General features: G+C 67.0%; 20 protein-coding genes. 1 reads left to right on the top strand and 19 read right to left on the bottom strand.

Annotated elements, in window-relative coordinates:
* Nucleotides 1–193: 193 nt before the first annotated feature.
* The 9 genes from HF885_RS01795 to asrA form a co-directional block, all read right to left on the bottom strand.
* Nucleotides 194–733: a transcription repressor NadR gene (locus HF885_RS01795; RefSeq protein WP_170103248.1), complete on the bottom strand. Its 540-nt coding sequence runs from the start codon at nucleotides 731–733 to the stop codon at nucleotides 194–196.
* Between the two features lies 1 nt (nucleotide 734).
* Entirely contained in the window at nucleotides 735–1,592 is an 858-nt protein-coding gene (gene nadC / locus HF885_RS01790; protein ID WP_170103247.1) for a carboxylating nicotinate-nucleotide diphosphorylase, read from the bottom strand.
* Nucleotides 1,574–2,797: an L-aspartate oxidase gene (locus tag HF885_RS01785; RefSeq protein WP_170103246.1), complete on the bottom strand. Its 1,224-nt coding sequence runs from the start codon at nucleotides 2,795–2,797 to the stop codon at nucleotides 1,574–1,576. Before HF885_RS01785 ends, nadC begins: the two co-directional genes overlap by 19 nt.
* A gap of 20 nt (nucleotides 2,798–2,817) precedes the next feature.
* Nucleotides 2,818–3,834 carry a quinolinate synthase NadA gene (gene nadA / locus HF885_RS01780; protein ID WP_328804305.1) on the bottom strand — a complete coding sequence of 339 codons (1,017 nt, stop codon included), beginning with the start codon at nucleotides 3,832–3,834 and terminating at the stop codon, nucleotides 2,818–2,820.
* A 163-nt stretch (nucleotides 3,835–3,997) separates the two neighbouring features.
* Nucleotides 3,998–5,089 carry a Gfo/Idh/MocA family protein gene (locus HF885_RS01775; RefSeq protein ID WP_170103245.1) on the bottom strand — a complete coding sequence of 364 codons (1,092 nt, stop codon included), beginning with the start codon at nucleotides 5,087–5,089 and terminating at the stop codon, nucleotides 3,998–4,000.
* A gap of 135 nt (nucleotides 5,090–5,224) precedes the next feature.
* The gene (locus HF885_RS01770; RefSeq protein WP_170103244.1) at nucleotides 5,225–6,256 is read right to left on the bottom strand and encodes a branched-chain amino acid aminotransferase; all 1,032 of its coding nucleotides are present in this window, start codon (nucleotides 6,254–6,256) and stop codon (nucleotides 5,225–5,227) included.
* A 161-nt stretch (nucleotides 6,257–6,417) separates the two neighbouring features.
* Nucleotides 6,418–7,407: a sulfite reductase subunit C gene (gene asrC / locus HF885_RS01765; RefSeq protein WP_170103243.1), complete on the bottom strand. Its 990-nt coding sequence runs from the start codon at nucleotides 7,405–7,407 to the stop codon at nucleotides 6,418–6,420.
* 10 nt (nucleotides 7,408–7,417) lie between these two features.
* On the bottom strand, nucleotides 7,418–8,218 hold the full coding sequence (gene asrB, locus HF885_RS01760; RefSeq protein ID WP_170103242.1) for an anaerobic sulfite reductase subunit AsrB: 801 nt from the start codon (nucleotides 8,216–8,218) through the stop codon (nucleotides 7,418–7,420).
* Nucleotides 8,211–9,266, bottom strand: a complete 1,056-nt coding sequence (gene asrA / locus HF885_RS01755) for an anaerobic sulfite reductase subunit AsrA (protein WP_170103241.1) — start codon at nucleotides 9,264–9,266, stop codon at nucleotides 8,211–8,213. The genes asrB and asrA overlap by 8 nt, the downstream gene beginning before the upstream one ends.
* 369 nt (nucleotides 9,267–9,635) lie before the next feature.
* Here asrA and HF885_RS01750 point away from each other — a divergent pair, with 369 nt between their 5' ends.
* The gene (locus HF885_RS01750) at nucleotides 9,636–10,694 is read left to right on the top strand and encodes a threonine aldolase family protein (protein WP_170103240.1); all 1,059 of its coding nucleotides are present in this window, start codon (nucleotides 9,636–9,638) and stop codon (nucleotides 10,692–10,694) included.
* A gap of 73 nt (nucleotides 10,695–10,767) precedes the next feature.
* Here the strand turns inward: HF885_RS01750 and HF885_RS01745 are convergent, their stop codons facing one another.
* From HF885_RS01745 to HF885_RS01700, 10 genes are all read right to left on the bottom strand, one after another.
* Complete coding sequence (locus tag HF885_RS01745) at nucleotides 10,768–13,389, bottom strand: acyltransferase family protein (RefSeq protein WP_170103239.1); 2,622 nt, start codon at nucleotides 13,387–13,389, stop codon at nucleotides 10,768–10,770.
* Between the two features lie 64 nt (nucleotides 13,390–13,453).
* On the bottom strand, nucleotides 13,454–14,083 hold the full coding sequence (locus HF885_RS01740; protein WP_170103238.1) for a 4'-phosphopantetheinyl transferase family protein: 630 nt from the start codon (nucleotides 14,081–14,083) through the stop codon (nucleotides 13,454–13,456).
* 18 nt (nucleotides 14,084–14,101) lie between these two features.
* On the bottom strand, nucleotides 14,102–14,632 hold the full coding sequence (locus HF885_RS01735) for a hypothetical protein (protein WP_170103237.1): 531 nt from the start codon (nucleotides 14,630–14,632) through the stop codon (nucleotides 14,102–14,104).
* 1 nt (nucleotide 14,633) lies between these two features.
* Entirely contained in the window at nucleotides 14,634–15,254 is a 621-nt protein-coding gene (locus HF885_RS01730; RefSeq protein ID WP_170103236.1) for a DUF47 domain-containing protein, read from the bottom strand.
* A gap of 15 nt (nucleotides 15,255–15,269) precedes the next feature.
* The gene (locus tag HF885_RS01725; protein ID WP_170103235.1) at nucleotides 15,270–16,319 is read right to left on the bottom strand and encodes an inorganic phosphate transporter; all 1,050 of its coding nucleotides are present in this window, start codon (nucleotides 16,317–16,319) and stop codon (nucleotides 15,270–15,272) included.
* 243 nt (nucleotides 16,320–16,562) lie between these two features.
* The gene (locus tag HF885_RS01720) at nucleotides 16,563–16,763 is read right to left on the bottom strand and encodes a hypothetical protein (RefSeq protein WP_090862875.1); all 201 of its coding nucleotides are present in this window, start codon (nucleotides 16,761–16,763) and stop codon (nucleotides 16,563–16,565) included.
* 18 nt (nucleotides 16,764–16,781) lie between these two features.
* Entirely contained in the window at nucleotides 16,782–17,540 is a 759-nt protein-coding gene (locus tag HF885_RS01715) for an amino acid ABC transporter ATP-binding protein (protein WP_090862877.1), read from the bottom strand.
* A 25-nt stretch (nucleotides 17,541–17,565) separates the two neighbouring features.
* Nucleotides 17,566–18,414, bottom strand: coding sequence for an amino acid ABC transporter permease (locus HF885_RS01710; protein WP_170103234.1), 849 nt, complete (start codon nucleotides 18,412–18,414; stop codon nucleotides 17,566–17,568).
* Nucleotides 18,411–19,070 carry an amino acid ABC transporter permease gene (locus tag HF885_RS01705; protein WP_090864268.1) on the bottom strand — a complete coding sequence of 220 codons (660 nt, stop codon included), beginning with the start codon at nucleotides 19,068–19,070 and terminating at the stop codon, nucleotides 18,411–18,413. Before HF885_RS01705 ends, HF885_RS01710 begins: the two co-directional genes overlap by 4 nt.
* Before the next feature lie 143 nt (nucleotides 19,071–19,213).
* Complete coding sequence (locus tag HF885_RS01700) at nucleotides 19,214–20,200, bottom strand: glutamate ABC transporter substrate-binding protein (RefSeq protein WP_090847362.1); 987 nt, start codon at nucleotides 20,198–20,200, stop codon at nucleotides 19,214–19,216.
* Between the last annotated feature and the right edge of the window lie 45 nt (nucleotides 20,201–20,245).

The raw sequence follows: 20,245 nt of genomic DNA, 5'->3' as shown, positions 1-20,245 counted from the left end.
GGGTGCGTGCGGCGACGGGTACGCACCAAGGCCGACCTTGCAGGAAAGCGCAAACTGGGACGTGGTGTGTACCCGTAGCCCAGACGTCCTCGCACGCACCCGGGCCGACCTTGCGAAGATTTGCAAATTGGGCGCGGGTGCGTACCCGCGAACGCCGCGCCCGGATGCCCGGGCTCAGCCTTGGCGCCCGCCCCTATCGCAGGGTCTCGCGCTCGTAGTCGCTCATCGGCACCAGCCAGCCGTGCTCGGCAAGCGCCTCCCCGATCGCGTCGAGGTCCTCCTCGCTGTCTGCCACCACGTGGTGGAAGTGGTAGCCGCTCGTCGTGCCGCTCAGGAGGGACGACCTGCTGTCCTTCAGCTCGGAAAGGAAGCGCTTCACGTCGCGGCGGCTCGACAGTCCCAGGGCGGCGGACATCTGCCCGTAGGTGCGGTGGTTCACCATAGTGTCCTCCACCGTGCCTCCCATGTCCACGATCAGGAAGAGCTCGTCGGCCACCTCCCGCGGACCGTGGTGCAGCTTGAACAGGCGGCGCGGGCGCCTGTCGCGCACGAGCACGTAGCCGCGGTTCGTGGACGCGACGCTATGGCCGTCCGCGCGCAGCAGCGCCACGTCCTGCACGATCACCTGCCTGCTCACGCCCAGCTCGCGCGCGAGGGCGCCGCCGGAGACCGCCGCCGGCGCCTTCTCAAGAAGCTCCACTATGCGCGCACGGCGCTCCTCGCCGCCGGCCATGCTACCTGCCCTCCACCGTAAGGTGCTTCAGCGACAGGTCCAGTATCGGGGCGGAGTGCGTGAGCGCGCCGGAAGACACGTAGTCCACGCCCAGGTCCACCAGGGTCGCGGCCTTCGCGGCGTCCACGTTGCCGGACACCTCGACCTCGGCCCTGCCGGCGATTATGCCCATGGCCTCGCGCATGTGCTCGTGGTCCATGTTGTCGAGCATGATGATGTCCGCGCCCGCATCCACGGCCTCGCGCACCATGTCCAGGGTCTCCACCTCGACCTCGATCTTCCGCACGAACGGGGCGTGCCGGCGGGCGGCCTCTATGGCCTCGCGCACGCCGCCGGCGGCGTCAATGTGGTTGTCCTTCAGCAGCACGCCGTCCGACAGGTTGTAGCGGTGGTTGCCTCCCCCGCCCACGCGCACGGCCTCCTTCTCGAACACGCGCATGTTCGGGCAGGTCTTGCGCGTGTCCACAAGGCGCGTGCGCGTCCCGGCAAACAGCGCGGCCATCGAGCGGGTCATCGTCGCGATGCCGCTCATGCGCTGCAGGTAGTTCAGCGCGACCCTCTCGCCCGAAAGCAGCGCGCGCACGTGGGCGTGCACGCTTCCCAGCACCTGCCCCGAACGCACGTCGTCGCCCTCCGCGACGGAAAGCTCCGTCGTGGCGGTCTCGTCCAGCAGCTCGAACGTCCGCGCAAACACGTCCAGGCCGCAGATGACGCCGTCCTGCTTCGCGATCAGCTGCACGCGGCCCACGGCCTCGGGCCCAATGACCGATGCCGTCGTCACGTCCTCGCTGGTGACGTCCTCGCGCAGGGCCTGCAGAATGAGCGGCTCCGCCTGGAGCCTCAGGCTGACGGGATCCATCCGTGCCTCCTCCTCACGATGTCCCGCGCCGCCAGGCGCGAGAAGACCAGGCTCTCGAGCAGCGAGTTGCTGGCCAACCTGTTCTTGCCGTGCACGCCGTTGCAGCTCGTCTCGCCCGCGGCGTACAGGTGCTCCATCTGCGTGCGGGAGTCCTGGTCAACGTGGATGCCGCCCATAAGGTAGTGCTGCGCGGGCACCACGGGGATCGGCTCCCGCGTGATATCGTAACCCTCCTCCAGGCAGTGCTCGTAAATGTGCGAGAAGTGCTCGCGACACACCTCTTCCGGCACGTTCGCGAACGAGAGCCACACGTGCTTGGTGCCGTCCTTCTGCATCTGGCGCCGGATGGCGGCGGACACCACGTCGCGCGGCTGGAGCTCGTCCGTGAAGCGCTCGCCGTGGGCGTCCAGCAGCACCGCTCCCTCGCCACGGCACGCCTCGGATATCAGGAAGGAGCGACCGGGCTTGGTCGAGAAGAGCGTGGTGGGATGTATCTGCACGTAGTCCATGTGCTCGAGCGCCACGCCGTGCTCCTGGCACACGCGGCAGCCGTCGCCCGTGAGGCAGGGGTAGTTCGTGGAGTGCTCGTACAGTCCGCCGACCCCGCCCGTGGCCAGCACCGTGTCGCAGGCCCGGATGACAAGACCTTCTCCCCTGGCGTCCCTGGCATGGACGCCGACGCAGGCGCCGTCCCGCACCAGGAGGTCGTCCATGGTGGTGTACTCCATGATGCGCACGTTGCGCAGCTCGCGCACGCGCGCCAGCAGCTTCGTGGTGATCTCCTTGCCGGTGACGTCCGCGTGGTGCACGATGCGGTTTCTGCTGTGGGCGCCCTCGCGCGTGTAGTCCAGGTCCCCCGTGGGCGTGCGGTCAAACTCCACGCCCATGCGGATGAGGTCGTTTATGATCTCGCGGCTGGACCAGATCATGGTGTCCACGCTCTCGGGGCGGCACTCGTTGTGGCCGGCGCGCATGGTGTCGTCGAACCAGTAGTCGTAGTCGTCGTGGTCGCGCATCACGCAGATGCCGCCCTGCGCCAGCATGGAGTCGCAGCTTGCCACGTCCTCCTTGCTGAGCATCGCTATGCGCAGGTGCCGCGGCAGGTTGAGCGCCGCGTACAGCCCGGCCACGCCGCAGCCCACTATGCACACGTCGAAGTCCGCCTCGCGCTCGCCGCGCGCCGCGGCCTCGTCCCCCTTCGTCATGCTCGTCGCCTCCCGCGCGCTCATCGTGCCGCCAGCTCGAGCATGCGCTCGAGCGGGGCCATGGCCCTCTCCGCATCGTCCGGCAGCGACACCTCGCCGAGGTTGCCCTCGAGCGCGGCCAGGACCTTCTCCGGCCCCACCATCGCCATGTTCGGGCAGATGGGGGGCGTCGCCGGGAAGTAGACGCGCTTGCCCTGGCCGGCCGTGAGGCGGCCGATCTCCGCCGCGACGCCCACCACCGTCAGCACGATGAACTCGCGCGCGTCGCTCGCGGCGATGTGCTCGATGATCTGCTTGGTCGAGCCTATGTAGTCCGCCTCGCGCAGCACCTCCTCGGAGCACTCCGGGTGTGCGCAGACCTCCGCGTCGGGGTGCTCGAGCTCCAGGCGCTCCACCTCCTGCGGGATGATACGCTGGTGCGTGGGGCAGTAGCCGCGGTTAAGGATGACGTTCTTCTGGGGCAGCTGCTCCGCCACGTAGCGGCCGAGGTTCATGTCCGGGATGAACAGCACGTTGCGCTCGGGCAGCTGCGAGATCACCTTCACGGCGTTCGACGAGGTCACGCACACGTCCGACCACGTCTTGATCTCTGCGGTCGAGTTGATGTAGCACGCGACGGCCACGTCGCCGGCGTACTGGGCGCGGACCTTCTCCACGTCCTCGCGGCGCACCATGTACGCCATGGGGCACAGGGCGCGGGGCTCCGGGTTCAGCACGCGGCGCGCCGGGTTCAGGAGCTTCACGCTCTCCGCCATGAACGAGACCCCGGCGAGCACGATGGTGTCGCAGTCGAGCGTCTTGGCAAGGCGCGCCAGGTAGAACGAGTCGCCCACGTAGTCCGCGAGCGCCTGGGTCTCTGCCGGCACGTAGTAGTGCGCCAGCACCACGGCCCTGCGCTCGCGCTTCAGCTCGTTCACGCGCCGCGCGATGCGCGCGAGCTCCTCCGCGGAGAGGTCCGATCCGCGACCGCTCCTAAAGCGGCGCGTCGCCTCGCGAAGGCTCTCCTCCTCCACCGGCGTCCTTACGTAGTCTTCCACAGCACTGCCCTCCCACGGGCGCGCCCCTCTGGCGCGCACTGGGTCCGCAGTATGCCACCTGACAAGACAGCTGACAAGTCTGGTGTCTTGTCAGCTGAAATCTCCTCACGGCGCACAGACGCCACCTGGGCCGGGTGCCATCAACGGCACCCTTAGGCAGGCGCTATGCCAGGCCCTCGTCCCTCTCCTCCGGATAGGTCACGCCCCACTCGCGGCGCAGGCCGGTCATCAGTTCCATCACGTCCGAGGCGCAGTCGATCAGGCGGGCGGCCCGCTCGTCGCCCGCGACGGCGCGCTCGAGGTCCGCTACCTCGTAGTCGAGCGCGTAGCCCTCCTCGCCGCAGCGGACCTCCTCCACGCGGCCGTCCTCTGTCCAGACTATCCTCGCCGCGTCTGCGCGCGGGTAGTCGGTCACCTCGACGTAGCACCTGTCGAACGAGAGCATGCCACGCTTCGGCTGCTTGGAGTGCAGGCTCAGCGTGAAGGTCGCGATCTGCCCCTCCGGGTTCCGCATCACGATGCCGGACGTCTGGTCCACCCCCGTCGTCGCGAGGTTCGCGAGCGACAGCACCTCCCTGGGCTGGCTCCGCATGAACTGCCGCGCGAACGTGATGGCGTACACGCCTATGTCCAGCATGGCGCCGCCCGCAAGGCGCGGGTTATAGAAGCGGTTCGTGAGGTCGCCGTACTCCTTGTACGAGCCAAAGTTCACCTGCGCCAGGTTCAGCGCGCCAAACTCCCCCGCCCCCTGGCGGCGCCTCAGCTCCCGGTACAGCGGCATGTGCAGAATCGTCGTGGCATCCATCAGGACGACGTGGTGCTCGTCCGCGATGGCGCGCGCCTCCGCAAGCTCCTCGGAGTTCAGGGTGATGGACTTCTCGCACAGCACGTGCTTCCCGGCGGCAAGCACCGCGCGCAGGTAGCAGATGTGCGTGTTGTGCGGCGTCGTCACGTACACCGCGTCCACCCCGTCGTCCGCGCACAGCTCCTCGAGCGAGCCGTACACGCGCTCCACGCCGTAGCGCCTGGCAAACGCCTCCGCCTTCGCCTGCGTGCGGTTGCACACGCCGTGCAGGCGCCGCCCCGCCAGCGCAAGGGACTGCGCCATCTGGTTCGCGATGACGCCGCAGCCGATCACCGCCCAGCGCAGCTCGGGCGCCTCGAAGACGTCGGTCGGAAACTCCTTGCCCTCCACCTCGGCAAACGCCGCCTTCGCCGCCCGCGCGGAATCGAGCGGCCTTCGTGTCGCGCTCATGCGAGCCCCCTTTTTTGACGACTTATGAGACCACTTCGATTCTAGACGAGAAAAGACGCCCCCTTCCCGGTCGCTTCGTCCGGAAAGGGGGCGTCTGCAGGCGCGGGGACTCGCCTCGCGCGCGAGCGTCTCTCGCTACTCCACGTCGATCTTGTGGACCCAGCCGAACTTGTCCTCGATCTCGCCGGACTGGATGCCCGTCAGGGTCTCGCGCAGCTTCTTCATCACGGGGCCGACGTGCTCCATGCCATAGACGACCTTCTTGTCGTCGGAGTCGACCTCGCCCACCGGGCTGATGACGGCGGCGGTGCCGCACATGCCGCACTCCACAAACTGGTCGATCTCGTCAAAGCGCACGGGGCGCTGGGTCACCTTGATGCCCAGGTAGTTCTCGGCCACGTCCACCAGCGAGCGACGCGTGATGGACGGCAGGATCGAGTCGGTGTGGGACTGCGGAACCACGAGGTTGCCGTCCTTGTCCACAAACAGGAAGTTCGCGCCGCCGGACTCCTCCACGTACGTGCGGGTCTCGGGGTCCAGGAACATGTTGTCCGCATAGCCGGCCGCGTGCGCCTCGACGGAGGGCAGAAGCGACATGGCGTAGTTCAGGCCGGCCTTGATGTTGCCGGTGCCGTGCGGTGCGGCGCGGTCGTACTTGGAGACCTGCACCTTCACGGGCTTCACGCCGCCCTTGTAGTAGGCGCCCACCGGCGTCACCAGGATGCGGAACTGGTACTCGTCGGCCGGCTTCACGCCGATGACGTTGCCGGTCGCGATCATGAGCGGACGGATGTACAGCGTCGCGCCGGAGCCAAACGGCGGCACCCAGGCGGCGTTTGCACGGACGACCTGCTCGACGGCGTCCACGAAGCGGTCCTCCGGGAACGGCGGCATCACGATGCGGCGGGCGCTGTTGGCCATGCGCTTCGCGTTCTGGTCGGGCCTGAAGCAGACGATGTCGCCCTTCTCGGTGGTGTATGCCTTGAGGCCCTCGAACACCTCCTGGCAGTAGTGGAAGATGCCAGCGCACTCGGAGAGGGTAATGGAGTGGTCGGTGGTTAGCGCCCCTTCGTCCCACTTGCCGTCCTTGTAGTTGGAAACGTAGCTGTAGTCCGTGGGCTGGTAGGCGAACCCGAGGTTGCCCCAGTCTATGTCCTTCTTCTCCATCAACACACTCCTCACGATAGAACCGTATCCCGCGCTCGCGCGCGGAGTGCAACAGAGTCTACTACGGCGAGAAGAACGTGGCGTTTTTTATCGCGCGGATGAGACAGGCCTGAAACACTTCACGCGGCCGCAAGGCCTGAGGGCGCGCCCAGGACGGCCGCCTAGCGCAGGCTGTTATCGCGGTCGTAGCGCTTTCCGTCCCAGTACACACGTGTCGCACGCTGGCATTTCTCCGGAAGCTCGACGCCTTCGAGCGCCCACTTGCAGAACTCATCAAAGCCGACGCGATCGACTATGTAGCCTATGTGTTCCTTCCCCTCCGGGGCGTTGGGGTCGATGTACTCCTCGATGAACGCGTAGGTGTTCTTCACGATCTTCACGATGGAGTCCTCGTCCACCCAGCGCAGCCAGTCCTGCGCCAGGCGCGGGTTCTGCTTGCCGGTGCGACCCATGATCTTTACGCGGAAGTAGTGCTCGGGACTGCGCGTCCACGCACGCGTGGGGCAGTACACCACGCACACGCCGCAGCCTATGCAGCGGTCCTCGTCGCGCACGACCTTGTCGTTCACCAGCTTGAGCGCGCTCACGGAGCGACGCTGGCACCAGTCCACGCACTGGCCGCAGCCTATGCAGCGCGCGGGGTCGTACTGCGGCTCCGTCATGCCGATGATGCCGAAGTCGTTCAGGGCCACGTGCGCGCAGTCGTTGGAGCAGCCGGTGAACGCCACCTTCACGTGGCGGTTGTTCGGGAAGATCTCGTGGTCCATGCGCTGTGCGAACGCCGTGGTGTCATAGCAGCCAAACGGGCACAGGCGCTTGCCGGGGCACGCCACGACGTTGCGCGTGCCGCTTGCCAGATAGCCCTGGGAGGTGTCCTCCTGGTTGATCTTGGTGTCCTCGATGATCTGCTGCAGGAGCGCGTTCACCTTCGGCACGTCGTCCAGGCTGATGCCCGGGATCTCAACGCCCTGCCGGTTGGTCAGGAAGATCTCGCCGTTACCAAACTCCTCCGCTATCTCCACGATCCTGGCCATGCTCTTCGCGCTCACGAGGCCGCCGGGCACGCGCACGCGGCTCGCGGTCTCGCCGCGCACCTTGCTGTATCGGAAGGCGTTCTTCTTCAGTGCCTTGACGTTGACGTCCTGAATCATGTGTGCCCTCCTAGTCGATCAGGTTCTTGCTCTCGGTGTAGTTGAAGACGGGACCGTCCAGGCACACGTACTTCTCGCCTATGCGGCAGTGCCCGCACTTGCCCAGGCCGCAGCACATCTTGCGCTCCTGGCTCACCCAGATGTTCTGCTCGGCAAACCCGCGCTGCAAGAGCCCCAGCACAGTGAAGTGCATCATGGGCGGTGGTCCCACGACCACGGCCTGCGCCGTCGCCGGGTCGCGCAGCGCGAGCTCTGGTATGTACTTCGTGACGAGACCGACGTTTCCCGCGTAGCCCTCCGGCGCGGCGTCCACCGTGAGCGTGAGGTCGAGCGCCTTGTCCCAGCGCGCGAGGTCGTCGCGAAACAGCATGTCGTCCGGGCTGCGGAAGCCCACGATCACGTGCTTGTCGCGCGGGGTCGTGCTCTGGGCCAGTGCCTCTATCACGCCGCGCACGGGACTCACGCCCGTGCCGCCCGCAACCACGACGCACTCGCCGTCCACATAGCGGTCCACGTCGAAGCCGTTGCCGTACGGCCCGCGCAGAAGCAGGCTCTGCCCCGCGTACGTATCGAACATCTCGTTCGTGACGCGGCCGACGCGGCGGATGGTGAGGTCCACGGACTCGCCGGGCACGATGCCGCTCACGCTGATGGGCGCCTCGCCAAACTTGGGCACGGACACCTCAAAGAACTGGCCGGGCTTCACGTCGCCCGAAAACGCCATCCTGAACGTGTACTCCTTCTTGGTGTGGCGCACGACCTCGAGCACCTTGGAGGGAAACGGGACGTAGGGATTGGTCTGGCTACTCATCTTGCGCCTCCTCGCGCTCGCACGCGTCCGTCAGCTTGTTCACGCACGCCGCGAAGCTTATGTACTCGGGACACACGTCGTCGCAGCGCCCGCAGCCCACGCACATGTCGTACCCAAAGCGCTGGCGGAAGTCCCACACCTTGTGCAGCACCTTGAAGCGCATGCGCTCGCCGGCGGACTTTCGGTACTGCCCGCCGCCGGCCACGTTGGTGTAGCCGTCGATCATGCAGCTCGCCTGCACGCGCCTGCGCTCGCCCACGCGCCCGTTGTCCGTGTAGAACACGTCCTGCATGGTGAAGCACGTGCACGTGGGGCACACGATGTTGCACCGCCCGCAGCGTATGCAGCGGTTGGTGTACTCGTCCCAAAGCGGGTCCTTGTAGATGGAGGCCGGCACGCTCGAGGGGGTACGCACGTGCACCTCGTTCTTGGTTACGTGCGACGGCGTCACGTCCTTCTCGGCCGAGGCCGCGCCGGCAAATGCCGCCTTGACGGACTCGTCCGCAATGGCGCACAGGAAGTCGTCCCCAGAGGTCTCGAGCGAGAAGAGCCAGCCCTCCGGCGCGACGTTCGCTCCCATGTCCACGCAGAAACAGCTCGCAAAGCTCTGCGTGCAGCCGATGAGCGCGAAGCGCACGCGATCGCGGATGCGTGCGTAGAACGTGTCCGCGGGGCCGTTGCCCAGGTACATCTGGTCGAGCCGCTTGACGGCGTGGAGGTCGCACGCGCGCAGGAACACGATGACGGGGCGGTCGTCCGCCGCCTGGGCCGGTGCGCCGGGCGCACCCGGGCCGCCGGCCTCGCGGACCGCGTCCTCCGTGAAGTAGAACAGCGTCTGAGAGAGCGGCGTGAGCAGCTCCTTGAAGCTGTAGTCGCTCTTCGCGTCCAGCTCGAGCCCGGACGCATCCGTCACGAAGTCGTAGCGCACCACGTCCACGTCGGTGAAGCGGCCCTCGCCCACCTTCCTGACCGGTGCGTACAGCAGGTAGTCCTTCGAGAGCGCGGCGAGCGCGCGGTCGAGGCCCTCCCTCTTCAGCACGTATCCCATCGTCTTCCTTCCTCTTGCGCGGACCCCCGCAGGCGTGCAGACAGTGCCAGTCCGGCTTGGCGTCGCGTCACGTTGCCAGCACGTAACCCAACAGGCGATCCAGCGCTTGGACGCACGGCGCGACGACGGTCGGAGGCGATGTCCTTCTCGCCCGAAACCTTTAGAACGTATCGTACTGGCACAAGGAAAGTTGTCGTCATGGCAACAGGCGACAAATTCGCGAGTGGCGAAATTCGCGCGGGCAGGACGTCAGACGCTAAGGAACAGGTTGGTTGCGGACTTGCATGCCGATGCGCCGGCAGTCCACAACGGCTATAGTCATGAGGTCTGGCAGCCGGGCGCGGTCCGGCCAAACCGATTGGAGCGATCATGCGCATGTTCAGGAACGACTACTCTGAGGGGGCGGCGCCGCGGATAATGGACGCGCTCGTGGCCACGAACGATGAGCAGTGCGTAGGCTACACGGAGGGTGACCCGCACTGCGAGCGGGCGCGGCGCCTGATCCTGGATGCGTGCGGCCTGGACGAGGACGAGGCCGACGTGCAGTTCTGCGTGGGCGGGACGTCCGCGAACGTGATTGGCGTGACCGGGATGCTGCGCGACTGGGAGGGTGTCATCTGCACGCGCGACGCGCACATCAACGTGCACGAGACCGGCGCCGTGGCAGCGTGTGGCAGGACCGTCCTGCCCACGTGCGACGCGGACGGGTTCCTCTCTCCAGAGGGGGCGGAGCGCGTGTACGAGTTCCAGACGTCGTGCGGCAGGCACATGACGCGGCCCGCCGCCGTGTACGTGACGAACGCGACGGAGCTTGGCGGCGTGTGGGACGCCGCGCGCCTGGACGCCATATGCGACTGGGCGCACGACCGGGGGCTGAGGGTGTTCATGGACGGCGCCCGGCTGGCGTCCGCGCTCACGTCGGAGGGAAACGACGTGACTCTTGAGCACATAGCGCACACGGTCGACGCGTTCTACCTGGGCGGGACCAAGAACGGCATGCTGTTTGGCGAGGCGATGGTCATTCGCGACGAGAGGCTTCGCGAGGCGTTCCCCTTCCTGGTGAAGGAGCGCGGGGGCCTCGTTGCGAAGGGCAGGCTGCTGGGCGTTCAGTTCGAGGCGGCGTTCGAGCGGTCCGAGGGCGACGCGGAGGCGCCGTACTGGGCCATGGCGCGCCACGCGAACCGCATGGCCGCAAGGCTTCGCGACGGCTTGGCGGGCCTTGGCTTTGAGCCCTATGGGGACTCCCCCTCCAACCAGCAGTTCTTCGTGGTGAGCCCCGGGCAGCAGGCTGCGTTTGAGAGCGCCGTGGGGGCAGAGACGTTCTATGCCCTCGACGACGGCCGCAAGGTCGTGAGGTTCGTGACGTCCTGGGCCACGTCGATCCGCGACGTGGACGAGCTGCTGGAGCTTGCCGCCGGCATCGCGTAGGCACGGCCGTGCAAGACCGCGCGTGCCGGGGCCCGGCGCGTTGCGCGGTCCGAGTGCCCCGGCGCGCGGGCGGCTATGCCGCTTCCGCGCCGTCCCCGGTGGCGGAGCCCCTCTCCAGCGCTGCGCTCACGAGCTTCGCGTACGCCTTCCGTCCTGCCTTGGTCAGCGTCGCGCCATCGGGCCTGAAGTACTCGTCGTGCCCGGCGGAGGCGGCGTACCAATCGATGAGCCGCACGTTGCCGCGCGCCTTCGCCAGCTTGCGCAGCACCTGGTTGTTCGCCTCGCAGTACGTTGCCGAGGACCTGCAGGTCACGAGGTAGACCATCCTGCTCGCCTTCCCGGTCGCGGCAGACCCGGCAGAGCCAGACGCGTCGTCGCCCCCGGAGCCCTCAACGGCCGCGACCATCCGCGCCACCGACGCCGCGTCCAGCGGTGCGGAGTCGTCGGGGTCGATCGCCACCACGTCGCCGGCCGTCCCCGCCTTCGCGTAGCCGTCCCACGTCCGCGCCGTCGCCTTTGCGTCGCGCCCGGCCGCCGCGTCGATCATCGCCTTCGGCATCGCGGCGGAAAGCTCGTCCGCCGCCTCGAGCGTCGTGGCGTCGCCCAGCACTATGGCGCCGTACGTCGTGTTCTCCCGCGTGGGCTTCACGTAGCCGGTCGTCTTCACGATCAGGTCCGCCAGGTCCTGCGCGTGCTGTGGCCGCAGGTGGGTCCCGTCGTCCCAGAACCACTCGTCGTGTCCGGACGAGAGCGCGTACCAGTCTATGACCCCCACGTTCCTATGCGCATCGCCAAACGACTTCAGCAGCGCGTTGTTCGCCGAGACCCAGTCCTCCGGCGCCCTGTTGTTCACAAACCAAAGCTGGCGCTTCTTACCAACCGCGTCGTAGATCCTCTGCAGCGTGTCCTGCGTCAGCGCACCGTTCGTACCCACGGCAAAAATCACGGTATCGCCCACCACTCCCTGGTCGGAGTACTTGCGATACACGTCCAGCGCGTCCGTCGCCTGCCTGCCCACCTTCGCGTCGATCATGCCGTACGGAAACGCATCGTTCAGCGCGTCGCGCGCGCCCAGCGAAACGGAGTCGCCAATCAGGAGCACGTCGTACTTGCCCGCCGAAAGCGGCTTCCTCAACGTCGCCGCGCTCACGCGGTGCGCGCCGGGCTCGCCCCCCACCGCCGCGACGGGCGGCACGAACGCGAGGCCCCACGCGGCCACCGCGCACACGAGCACGGGCAGCGCAGCCCTCGGCACGCGACGGATCGCAGCCAAGGCCGCCGCGGCAAGCCCTCCTGCCAGGCCCTTCTCGCCACCTTCTTCCCCACGTGCCGCAAGGCGGCGAGCGGCGGCATCGCGCGGGCGAGAAGGACGCGGCCCCTCTGCGGCGACGCGGCCGCGCCTTCCGGCGGCGGACGCGCCCGCGGCCGGGGCCACGGGTCCGGCAGCCGCCACCGGCAGGATGGGGCGCGCGAGCGCCGCGAGGTACGACCGGAGCGAACCCTTGCGCAGCGGTTCCTCCACCAGGCGGTAGCTCAGCTCCGCCGCGGCCAGGATCACGCCCAGCTCGAGCGCCACCTGCCACGGCGCGAGCGCCGTGGTGGAGTTTCTTGGCTGCATCAGCTCGACGATGGGATAGTGCCACACGTAGATCGCAAACGAGCGCGAGCCCACCCACGCCAGCGGGCGCCACGACATCGCGCGCGAGACCGCCGTGCCCGCGGGCACGAGCGCCGCCACCGCCACGGCCGCGACGGCGGAGCACAGCAGGATGCCCCCGTAGTACGAGAAGGACGAGTACCCCTCGGTCGTCGCCATCATCGCGACGAGCGCCGCCACGGAGCCAAAGCCCGCAAGCTCGATCGCCATGCGCCGCCGAGGCCGGGCCGCGGCCGCCGTCTCCTGGCTCTTCTCGCCAAACGGCCACACGAACGCCAGGATGCAGCCCAGCAGCAGGCTCTGGGCGCGGGTGTCCGTGCCGTAGTACGCGCGCGAGGGATCGGCGCCGGGAACGTACAGCGCGGCCATCAGCGCGGCGGAGGCAAGCGTCAGAGCCGCGAGCGCGATCACAACGCCACGTCGATCGTGCCAGCGCGGGCCGCCGCCCCGCGGAACGGCTCGCATCAGCAGCATGAGGACGGGCGGCCACGCCAGGTAGAACTGGAACTCCAGCGCAAGCGACCAAAAGTGCGTCAGGGGCGAGGGGGCGCCGGCTGCCGCGAAGTACGACTCGTGGCTGAGGATCTTTGTCCAGTTGAGCGCCATCAGGAGCGCTGGCACCACGTCCGGGCGCATCTTCGTGAGCAGCTGGTGGTTCGCGACGGTGCACACCGCGGCCGTGACCGCGACGAAGACCACGCACGTGGGCAGAAGCCGCTTGACGCGGCGCATCCAGTAGGAACCAAGTCGGATGGAGCCCGTTCTTTCGAGCTCGGACAGAAGCCCCGCCGTCGCAAGGTAGCCGGAAAGCACGAAGAGCACGGTCACGCCCAATAGGCCTCCCGTGCACCACGAGAGCCCCATGTGGTAGAAGACCACGCCCAGCGCGCACACGGCGCGGAGGCCGTCGAGCGACGTGACGTAGCGGCGCGAGGAGCCGGCCGCCCCGCGGTCCGCCGCCCCCCGGGGCCGCCGCCCCGCCCGTGGCGCCTGCCACCCGGGCGCCGTTCCCGCACTCCGAACCCTGCGATCTGCCATGCGTGCCAACCAATCGACCCATGCCAAAGCGGCCAGCGGCCGCGTGACGTATCGACATCCAATTCTAGCAATGGCAGTCAAGCAGTCGAAGCGCGTCGCGGCGCAGGACGCTCATTTCAAACGGCACGTCCATCGCGCAGGTCAGGACGGTCTCCCCCAGCTCCACGGAGCGCAGCTCCCAGCCCAGGAGCACCTCCGGGCGCTTGCGCGGGTCCACGGCAAAGCCCGTGCCCATCGCCTTCAGGATCGCCTCGCGCCGGGTCCACGCCCTTGCCCACGCCGCGCGACGCTCGCGCGTGGAGCCGTCGCCCACGGCGGCACGCTCGGCCTCGTCGTAGTACTTGCGCGTGATGAGGTCCTCCACGTCGCGGTAGCGCGCCGGGATCTCCTCCAGGTCTATGCCCACGGGGCGTTTCGCCACCGCCAGCGCAACGATGCCCACGTCGTTCGTGAGGTTGAACTCCGGCCCGCCCGCCACGCGCGGCTTGCCGTACTCGCCGTAGCTCACGTCCGCGTCCGCCGTCACGCCCAGCACGTCGCGCGCAAGGAGGCCGCCTCCCAGCGCCTCCAGCCGCACGCGCGCGGGCCCCACCTCGGAGCGCCGGGCGTACATGGGCGCCACGACGCCGCGGCACGCGTCCTCGTGCCCGGCCAGCGGCGCGCAGTCAAGCACGTGCACCACGACCTTCTCCACCAGGCTCGCCCCCCGTCGTCACGCGAGGGCGACGCCCCGCATCCATCCCCAGCGCGGCTGCTCCCACGCCCCATACGCACCGTACCACAGCGCAAGCGGCACCGTGCGCACGCCGGAGTCCGCGCTGTCCATGACCATGCCGTCGCCCACGTAGATGCCAACGTGCCCATGCCGCGCCGCCTGCGGGCTCGCCGGGCAGCGCGGCACGGCCACGATCATGCCCACGCGCAGCTCTCCGGGGTCCTCCAGCGTGCAGTGGCGCTCGTACAGCTCGCGGGCGTCGCCGCGCTCCAACCCCAGGCCAGACCACTGGAACACGCCCTCCACCCACGCGGCGCAGCCGTTGGGCCCCGCCCACGGAAAGCCCTTCGCGTGCACCACCAGGCTGCGCTGGTCGCGGCTCGCGGACGCAAGAGCCTCCGGAACGTGGCCTCGCCCGGTCGCGAGGCGCCTCATGGGCAGCCCGCGCCGGGCGAGAAGGGCCTCGAGCCTTCGCAGCCGCTCCGCCTCTGGGTCCGGCGCGTCCGCCGGCCGCCGGGAGTCGTCCACGCTACGCGCTCTTCATCACGACGGTGCGCACCACCTGCGCCGTGTGGTCGCACGCGTCGATGCAGCTCTCCATGCGGTCGAACAGGCGCAGCCACGTCACGGTGGTGCGGCCGTTCTCCTCGTCGTGGAACAGCCTGCGCACGCCGCCGTTGTACACGACGTCGCCCTCGTCCTCGATGTCCGAGATCATGTTCGCGTGCTCCATGACCTCCGGGTCGCTCTTGTAGTTGGGCAGGTGGTCGATCATCCTGCTCACCTCGTCCACGCAGCGACGCGTCAGGCGCGCCATCTGGATTGCCTCGCCGCGCATCTCCTGCACGTTGAAAAGGTCAAGGCAGAGCGCTGCTCCGTTCATGTAGTCCATGATGTCGTCCATCGCAAGCGCGAGGTCGCTGATGTCCTGGCGGTCGAACGGGGTGATGAACGAGTCGTACAGCTCGCGCATGATGCGCTGGACCTTGTTGTCGCACTCGCTCTCGTACACCTTGAGCTCCGGGATGCCCGGAAACGTCTGCGGATAGCCCTCCATCACCTCGACGTAGTGGTCGCACGCCTCGACGAGCTTTGCCGCGAGGTCCTTGAACAGGGTGTAGAAGATGTCTTCCTTCTTGGCGCGTGCCATGTGGTCTACCTCCAGCTAGAAGATGATCAGGAAAATCTTGGCAAGAACGAAGCCTATGACTCCGCAGCCCGGGAAGGTGAAGATCCAGGTGTAGACCATCTCCTTCGCGACGCCCCAGTTGACGGAGCGCATGTTCTTCGCGGCGCCCGCGCCCATGATGGCCGCGGTCTTCGCGTGCGTGGTCGATACGGGAAGGCCCGTGAGCGTCGCGACCAGAAGCGACGCGGTGGCCGAGACGGACGCGGCAAAGCCCTGGTACTTCTCCATCTGCACCATCTGCATGCCGACCTTCTTGATGATGCGCTTGCCGCCCACGGCCGTGCCGATGGCCATCATGCCCGCGCAGAGCACCTCGACCCACAGCGGGAAGCCGCCCATGTCGGACGCCTTGAGCCCGGCGGAAAGCGCGATGGCGAGCATGGCGGTGGACATGAACTTCTGGCCGTCCTGCGCGCCGTGCATGAGGGCGACGCCGGCGGCACCGGCCACCTGCAGCTTGCCGAAGAGGCTGTCCATCTTCGCGCGGTTCGCGTGCCTAAGCGCGCGCTGTATGAGCCAGGCGACGAGCCAGCCGGCCGCAAAGCCCGCGGCGGTGGAGAAGACCAGGCCGTACACGACCTTCATCCACTCCCCGAAGTTGACGCCGGAAAGGCCGCCGTGCACGGCGAGCGCCGCGCCCGTGAGGCCCGCGATGAGCGCGTGGCTCTCGCTCGTGGGGATGCCGAAGATCCAGGCGCCCACGCCCCACGCCACGATGCCCACGGTTGCCGCGGCAAGCGCAATGAGCGCCGCATGCGTGTCGCCGCCAAAGTCGACCATGCCGCTGATGGTGTCCGCGACGGCCGTCGAGACGAACGTCATCGCGACGAGGCCGATGAAGTTGCAGACCACGCTCATGGCGATGGCGGCCTCGATGCTGATGGAGCGCGTGCCCACGGGCTCCGCGATCGCGTTCGCGGCGTCGGTGGCTCCGTTCACGAAGATGGTCCCCAGCACCAGGGCCATGACGACGGCGAGGAAGGGGTTCGCCTCGAGCATCGCCAAAAACTGCGAAAAGCTGACCAAAGTGACTCCTTTCTTTACATCCCGATGATAAAGGGAGGTGTCACTGCCAACAATGTAATCGCCCACAAGGTGGCAATGCCTTACTTTTCGCTTACATTGCACTAATTGGCTGGTCAATTGCCCCGTCTTGCGCGAATCCGAACACAGGCGCTCCACATGAGCCATCTGGCGTGCGACAAAAAGGGCGCGCCCAAACGGACGCGCCCCCGTCGGCACGGTAGTTCTTCTCGCCCGGCGTCGTGCCTAGCGATAGCGCAGCGAGACCTCCATGAAGCTCGCCTTGCCGTCTATGTAGTCCTTGAACGCGATGGTCGGGTCCTTGCCGTGGAAGCTCGCGCACAGGCCGCACTGGTCGCAGTCCGCGATGCACGGGTACTGCGACTTCACGTACCAGAGCCTGTCCATGCGAGAAGAGCTTGCGATGTCGGGCGCAGAGTCTGCCATGGGCCTCGCCTCCCCTCGCTAGTGGCCCTTGATGGACTCGAGGAACTCGCGGGCGCGCTCGGTCTTGGGGTGGTCGAAGAACTCGTTCGGGTCACCCTCCTCCAGGATCTGGCCATCCGCCATGAACTCCACGCGGTCGGCCACGCGACGGGCGAAGTTCATCTCGTGCGTGACGACGACCATGGTCATGCCCTCGCGCGCGAGCTCGACCATGACGTCGAGCACCTCGTTGATCATCTCGGGGTCAAGGGCGGACGTCGGCTCGTCGAACAGCATCGCCTTCGGGTGCATCGCCAGTGAGCGCGCGATGGCGACGCGCTGCTGCTGGCCGCCGGAGAGCTGCGCGGGCACCTTGCTTGCCTGCTCCGCCACGCCGACGCGACGCAACAGCTCCATGGCCTCCTGCTCCGCCTTCTTCTTGTCCACGTGCAGCACCTCGACGGGCCCCATGGTCACGTTTTCGAGGATCGTCTTGTGCGCGAAGAGGTTGAACTGCTGGAAGACCATGCCGATCTCCGCGCGCATCGCGGCAAGCTCCTTGCCCTCCTGGGGAAGCGGCTTGCCCTCGATCAGGATCTCGCCGGAGTCGATGGTCTCGAGGCGGTTTATCGTGCGGCATAGCGTCGACTTGCCGGAGCCGGACGGGCCTATCAGCACCAGCACCTCGCCCTTCTCGACCTGAAGGCTCACGTCCTTCAGGACGTGGAGGTCGCCAAAGTGCTTCTCTACGTGCCTCAGTTCGATCGTTGGGGTCTTGCGCTGCGTATCTTCAGACATTGGATGCTCCTATCAAGCGTGCGGGCTACACCGGGTTCTCCTGCGAGCGCGTGACCACCTTGGCGCCGCTTCTGCGCGCCAGGTTGACTGCCCACTGGTTGATTGCGTAGTTGATGAGGATGTAGATGATCGCCACCACGAAGTACACCGAGACGAGCGCGTCGTAGTTGCTGATGAGCACGCGAGCGTTCTGCAGCAGGTCCGGATAGCTCACCACGTACGCGACGGAGGTGTCCTTCACCACGACGACGAGCTGCGAGATGAGCGACGGGATGACATAGCGGATGGCCTGCGGCAGGATGATCTTGCGCATGACCTTGCCCTCCGTCATGCCGATGGAGAGCGCCGCCTCGCGCTGGCCCTTGGGCACGGCGTTCACGCCGGCGCGGAACACCTCCGCGAGCACGCCGGACGCCGTGAGCGCGATGGGCAGCGTCAGCATCCAGAACGAGGGCATCTTGATGCCGTAGCTGGGGATGACCAGGAAGAAGAAGTAGATCAGCAGAAGCGAGGGGATGCCCCTGAAGAAGTTGATGACCACGCGGAAGACGGTGCTCACCACGCGGTTGTGGCTGATTCTGCCCAGCATGAACAGGATGCCAAGAACGAGGGCGATGGCACCGGCGCACAGCGCGACCTCCGCCGTGCCGGCGAGCCCCATGAGCAGGAAGCGCCACGTAGACCACTGCGCGAAGAAATACCAGTAGCGAGAGTCGAACTGGCCCATCTCGTACAGCCTCGCCACGACCCACGCCACGATTGCCACGATCGCGACGGACGAGACGACGGTCCCCACCACGATGCGACGCCTTGTCCGAGGACCCGGGGCCTCGTAGAGCGCGTCGCGCATGGATACGCTGTCTGCGGCACTCATCTGAGGATCCTCACTCTCTTGTCGATGGCGTTTCCGGCAAGGCCGATCAGGAACGCGGTGCCGGCGTACAGCACGGCGGAGACCGCAAACGGCAGGATGCCGCCCACGGACATCGTGTTGATGTACGAGACGAGCCCCGTCAGCTCCTGCGGGTCAAGCGGAACCTGCGAGCCGATGGCCGTGGTCAGCATGACGGCGACCAGAAGGTTCGTCATGGGCAGCACAGACGAGCGCAGCGCCTGCGGAATCACGACGTTCTTCAGCATCTGGCGAAAGCTCAGGCCCAACGAGCGCGCCGCCTCGATCTGCCCCACGCCGATGGTGTTGATGCCGGTCATGAAGTTCTCCGAGCCAAACGACGCCGCCACCAGCACGGTCACCACAATGACGCAGGTCTGCTCGCTCCACACGACGCCCAGGTACGGGAACGCGTAATAGAAGATGATCAGAAGCGATATCGTGGCGACGTTTCGGAAGATCTGCACGTAGAGGTCCCCTACCTTGCGCAAAGGCGAGATGGGGCTCACGCGCGCGATCGTGACAAGAAGCGCCAGAAGCATCGCACCGACGTAGGAAACCACCGTCATCCAGAGCGTCGCCCCGTAGGCCTTGACGTACATCCCCCCATAGAGCGAGAAGAGCTCCTGAATACTCATGTTCACCCCCCGCATTGAAAGCAGAGGCCCCCGTGCGTGCACGGAGGCCCCCTCTTAGCACTGTCTTCAAGATACCCTCACGAACGCCACGTCCACAAGCCAATATCAGCTTTGGAACAATCACGAAACGTGGGCGAGAAACGCTAGTCCTCGATCGCGGGCGGCTTCGGCGCGGTCTTCTGACCGATGCGGGTGCCCATGCAGACCTTCCAGAGCTTCTCCCACACGCCGTCGTCCTCGACCTTCTGCAGCCAGGCGTTCACGAACGCTGCGGCGTCGGAGTCCTTCGGCAGGCCGATGCCGTAGTTGTCCTTCGGGCCGATGAGCTGCTTCAGCAGGCGGTACTTGCCGGGGTTCGAGATCATGGAGCCCATCTGCATCGTCTGGTCGATGATGTAGGCGTCCACGCGGTGCTGCTCCAGGGCGGCGCGGGCCTCCTCGTCGGTCTTGTACTGCTTCTGGATGGCCTTCGGCGCCTCCTCCTTCACGATGCTCGGGCCGGTGGAGCCGGACTGGACGGCGACCTTCTTGCCGGCGAGGTCGTCGACGGAGTTGATGTCCTTGTTCGTCGCGAGCACCATGATGCCCTGGCGCGCGGTGAAGTACGGACCGGCGAAGTCGATGAGCTTCTTGCGGTCGTCGTTGATGCTGTAGGTCGCGAACACGGCGTCAACCTGGTCGTTCTGCAGGACGGACTCGCGGGTGTCAGAGGTGACCTGCGTCAGGTCGATCTTGGAGGAGTCGCCCAGGATGTAGGCCGCCAGAAGCTGGGACAGGCCGGCGTCGAAGCCGCGAACCTTGTTGTCCTTGTCATCTAGATAGCTGAAGAGCTCGGAGGTCTGCACGCCGCCAACGCGCAGCTTGCCGGCCTTCTTCACCTTGGACGCCCACTTGTTAGCGGAGATGGTGGCGTCGTCGGCCTGCTTGGAGCTCTCCTTGATGAGCTTGTCGTACGCGTCCTTGTCCAGCTTGCCGGAGGTCTTCTTGGCGCTGGAGCCGGAGGCGGAGCTGCCGTTATCGGAGCTGCCACCGCACGCGGCAAGACCCATGGTTGCGAAGCCGCCAAGGCCAAGAGCAACCGCCTGGCGCCTGCTGACGACGATCTTGTCAAGGGGATTGGTGATGGACATGTGGGTTCCTTCCTTCGGGGTTACCCGTGGGAGCGGGGCAAGACC

Source organism: Parafannyhessea umbonata, from assembly GCF_012844235.1.
Lineage (GTDB): Bacteria > Actinomycetota > Coriobacteriia > Coriobacteriales > Atopobiaceae > Parafannyhessea.
The sequence above is the reverse complement of the archived record's forward strand: the minus strand, read 5'-3'. Positions and strand labels throughout refer to the sequence as shown.

Bases quoted from the DNA above. Each gene is read 5' to 3' on its own strand.
- asrC (WP_170103243.1), bottom strand. From the start codon at position 7,407: ATGATTCAGGACGTCAACGTCAAGGCACTGAAGAAGAACGCCTTCCGA.
- nadC (WP_170103247.1), bottom strand. From the start codon at position 1,592: ATGGATCCCGTCAGCCTGAGGCTCCAGGCGGAGCCGCTCATTCTGCAG.
- HF885_RS01785 (WP_170103246.1), bottom strand. From the start codon at position 2,797: ATGACGAAGGGGGACGAGGCCGCGGCGCGCGGCGAGCGCGAGGCGGAC.
- asrB (WP_170103242.1), bottom strand. From the start codon at position 8,218: ATGAGTAGCCAGACCAATCCCTACGTCCCGTTTCCCTCCAAGGTGCTC.
- HF885_RS01770 (WP_170103244.1), bottom strand. From the start codon at position 6,256: ATGGAGAAGAAGGACATAGACTGGGGCAACCTCGGGTTCGCCTACCAG.
- HF885_RS01730 (WP_170103236.1), bottom strand. From the start codon at position 15,254: ATGGCACGCGCCAAGAAGGAAGACATCTTCTACACCCTGTTCAAGGAC.
- HF885_RS01775 (WP_170103245.1), bottom strand. From the start codon at position 5,089: ATGAGCGCGACACGAAGGCCGCTCGATTCCGCGCGGGCGGCGAAGGCG.
- HF885_RS01710 (WP_170103234.1), bottom strand. From the start codon at position 18,414: ATGAGTGCCGCAGACAGCGTATCCATGCGCGACGCGCTCTACGAGGCC.
- HF885_RS01700 (WP_090847362.1), bottom strand. From the start codon at position 20,200: ATGTCCATCACCAATCCCCTTGACAAGATCGTCGTCAGCAGGCGCCAG.
- asrA (WP_170103241.1), bottom strand. From the start codon at position 9,266: ATGGGATACGTGCTGAAGAGGGAGGGCCTCGACCGCGCGCTCGCCGCG.
- HF885_RS01750 (WP_170103240.1), top strand. From the start codon at position 9,636: ATGCGCATGTTCAGGAACGACTACTCTGAGGGGGCGGCGCCGCGGATA.
- HF885_RS01795 (WP_170103248.1), bottom strand. From the start codon at position 733: ATGGCCGGCGGCGAGGAGCGCCGTGCGCGCATAGTGGAGCTTCTTGAG.
- HF885_RS01745 (WP_170103239.1), bottom strand. From the start codon at position 13,389: ATGGCAGATCGCAGGGTTCGGAGTGCGGGAACGGCGCCCGGGTGGCAG.
- HF885_RS01720 (WP_090862875.1), bottom strand. From the start codon at position 16,763: ATGGCAGACTCTGCGCCCGACATCGCAAGCTCTTCTCGCATGGACAGG.
- HF885_RS01715 (WP_090862877.1), bottom strand. From the start codon at position 17,540: ATGTCTGAAGATACGCAGCGCAAGACCCCAACGATCGAACTGAGGCAC.
- HF885_RS01705 (WP_090864268.1), bottom strand. From the start codon at position 19,070: ATGAGTATTCAGGAGCTCTTCTCGCTCTATGGGGGGATGTACGTCAAG.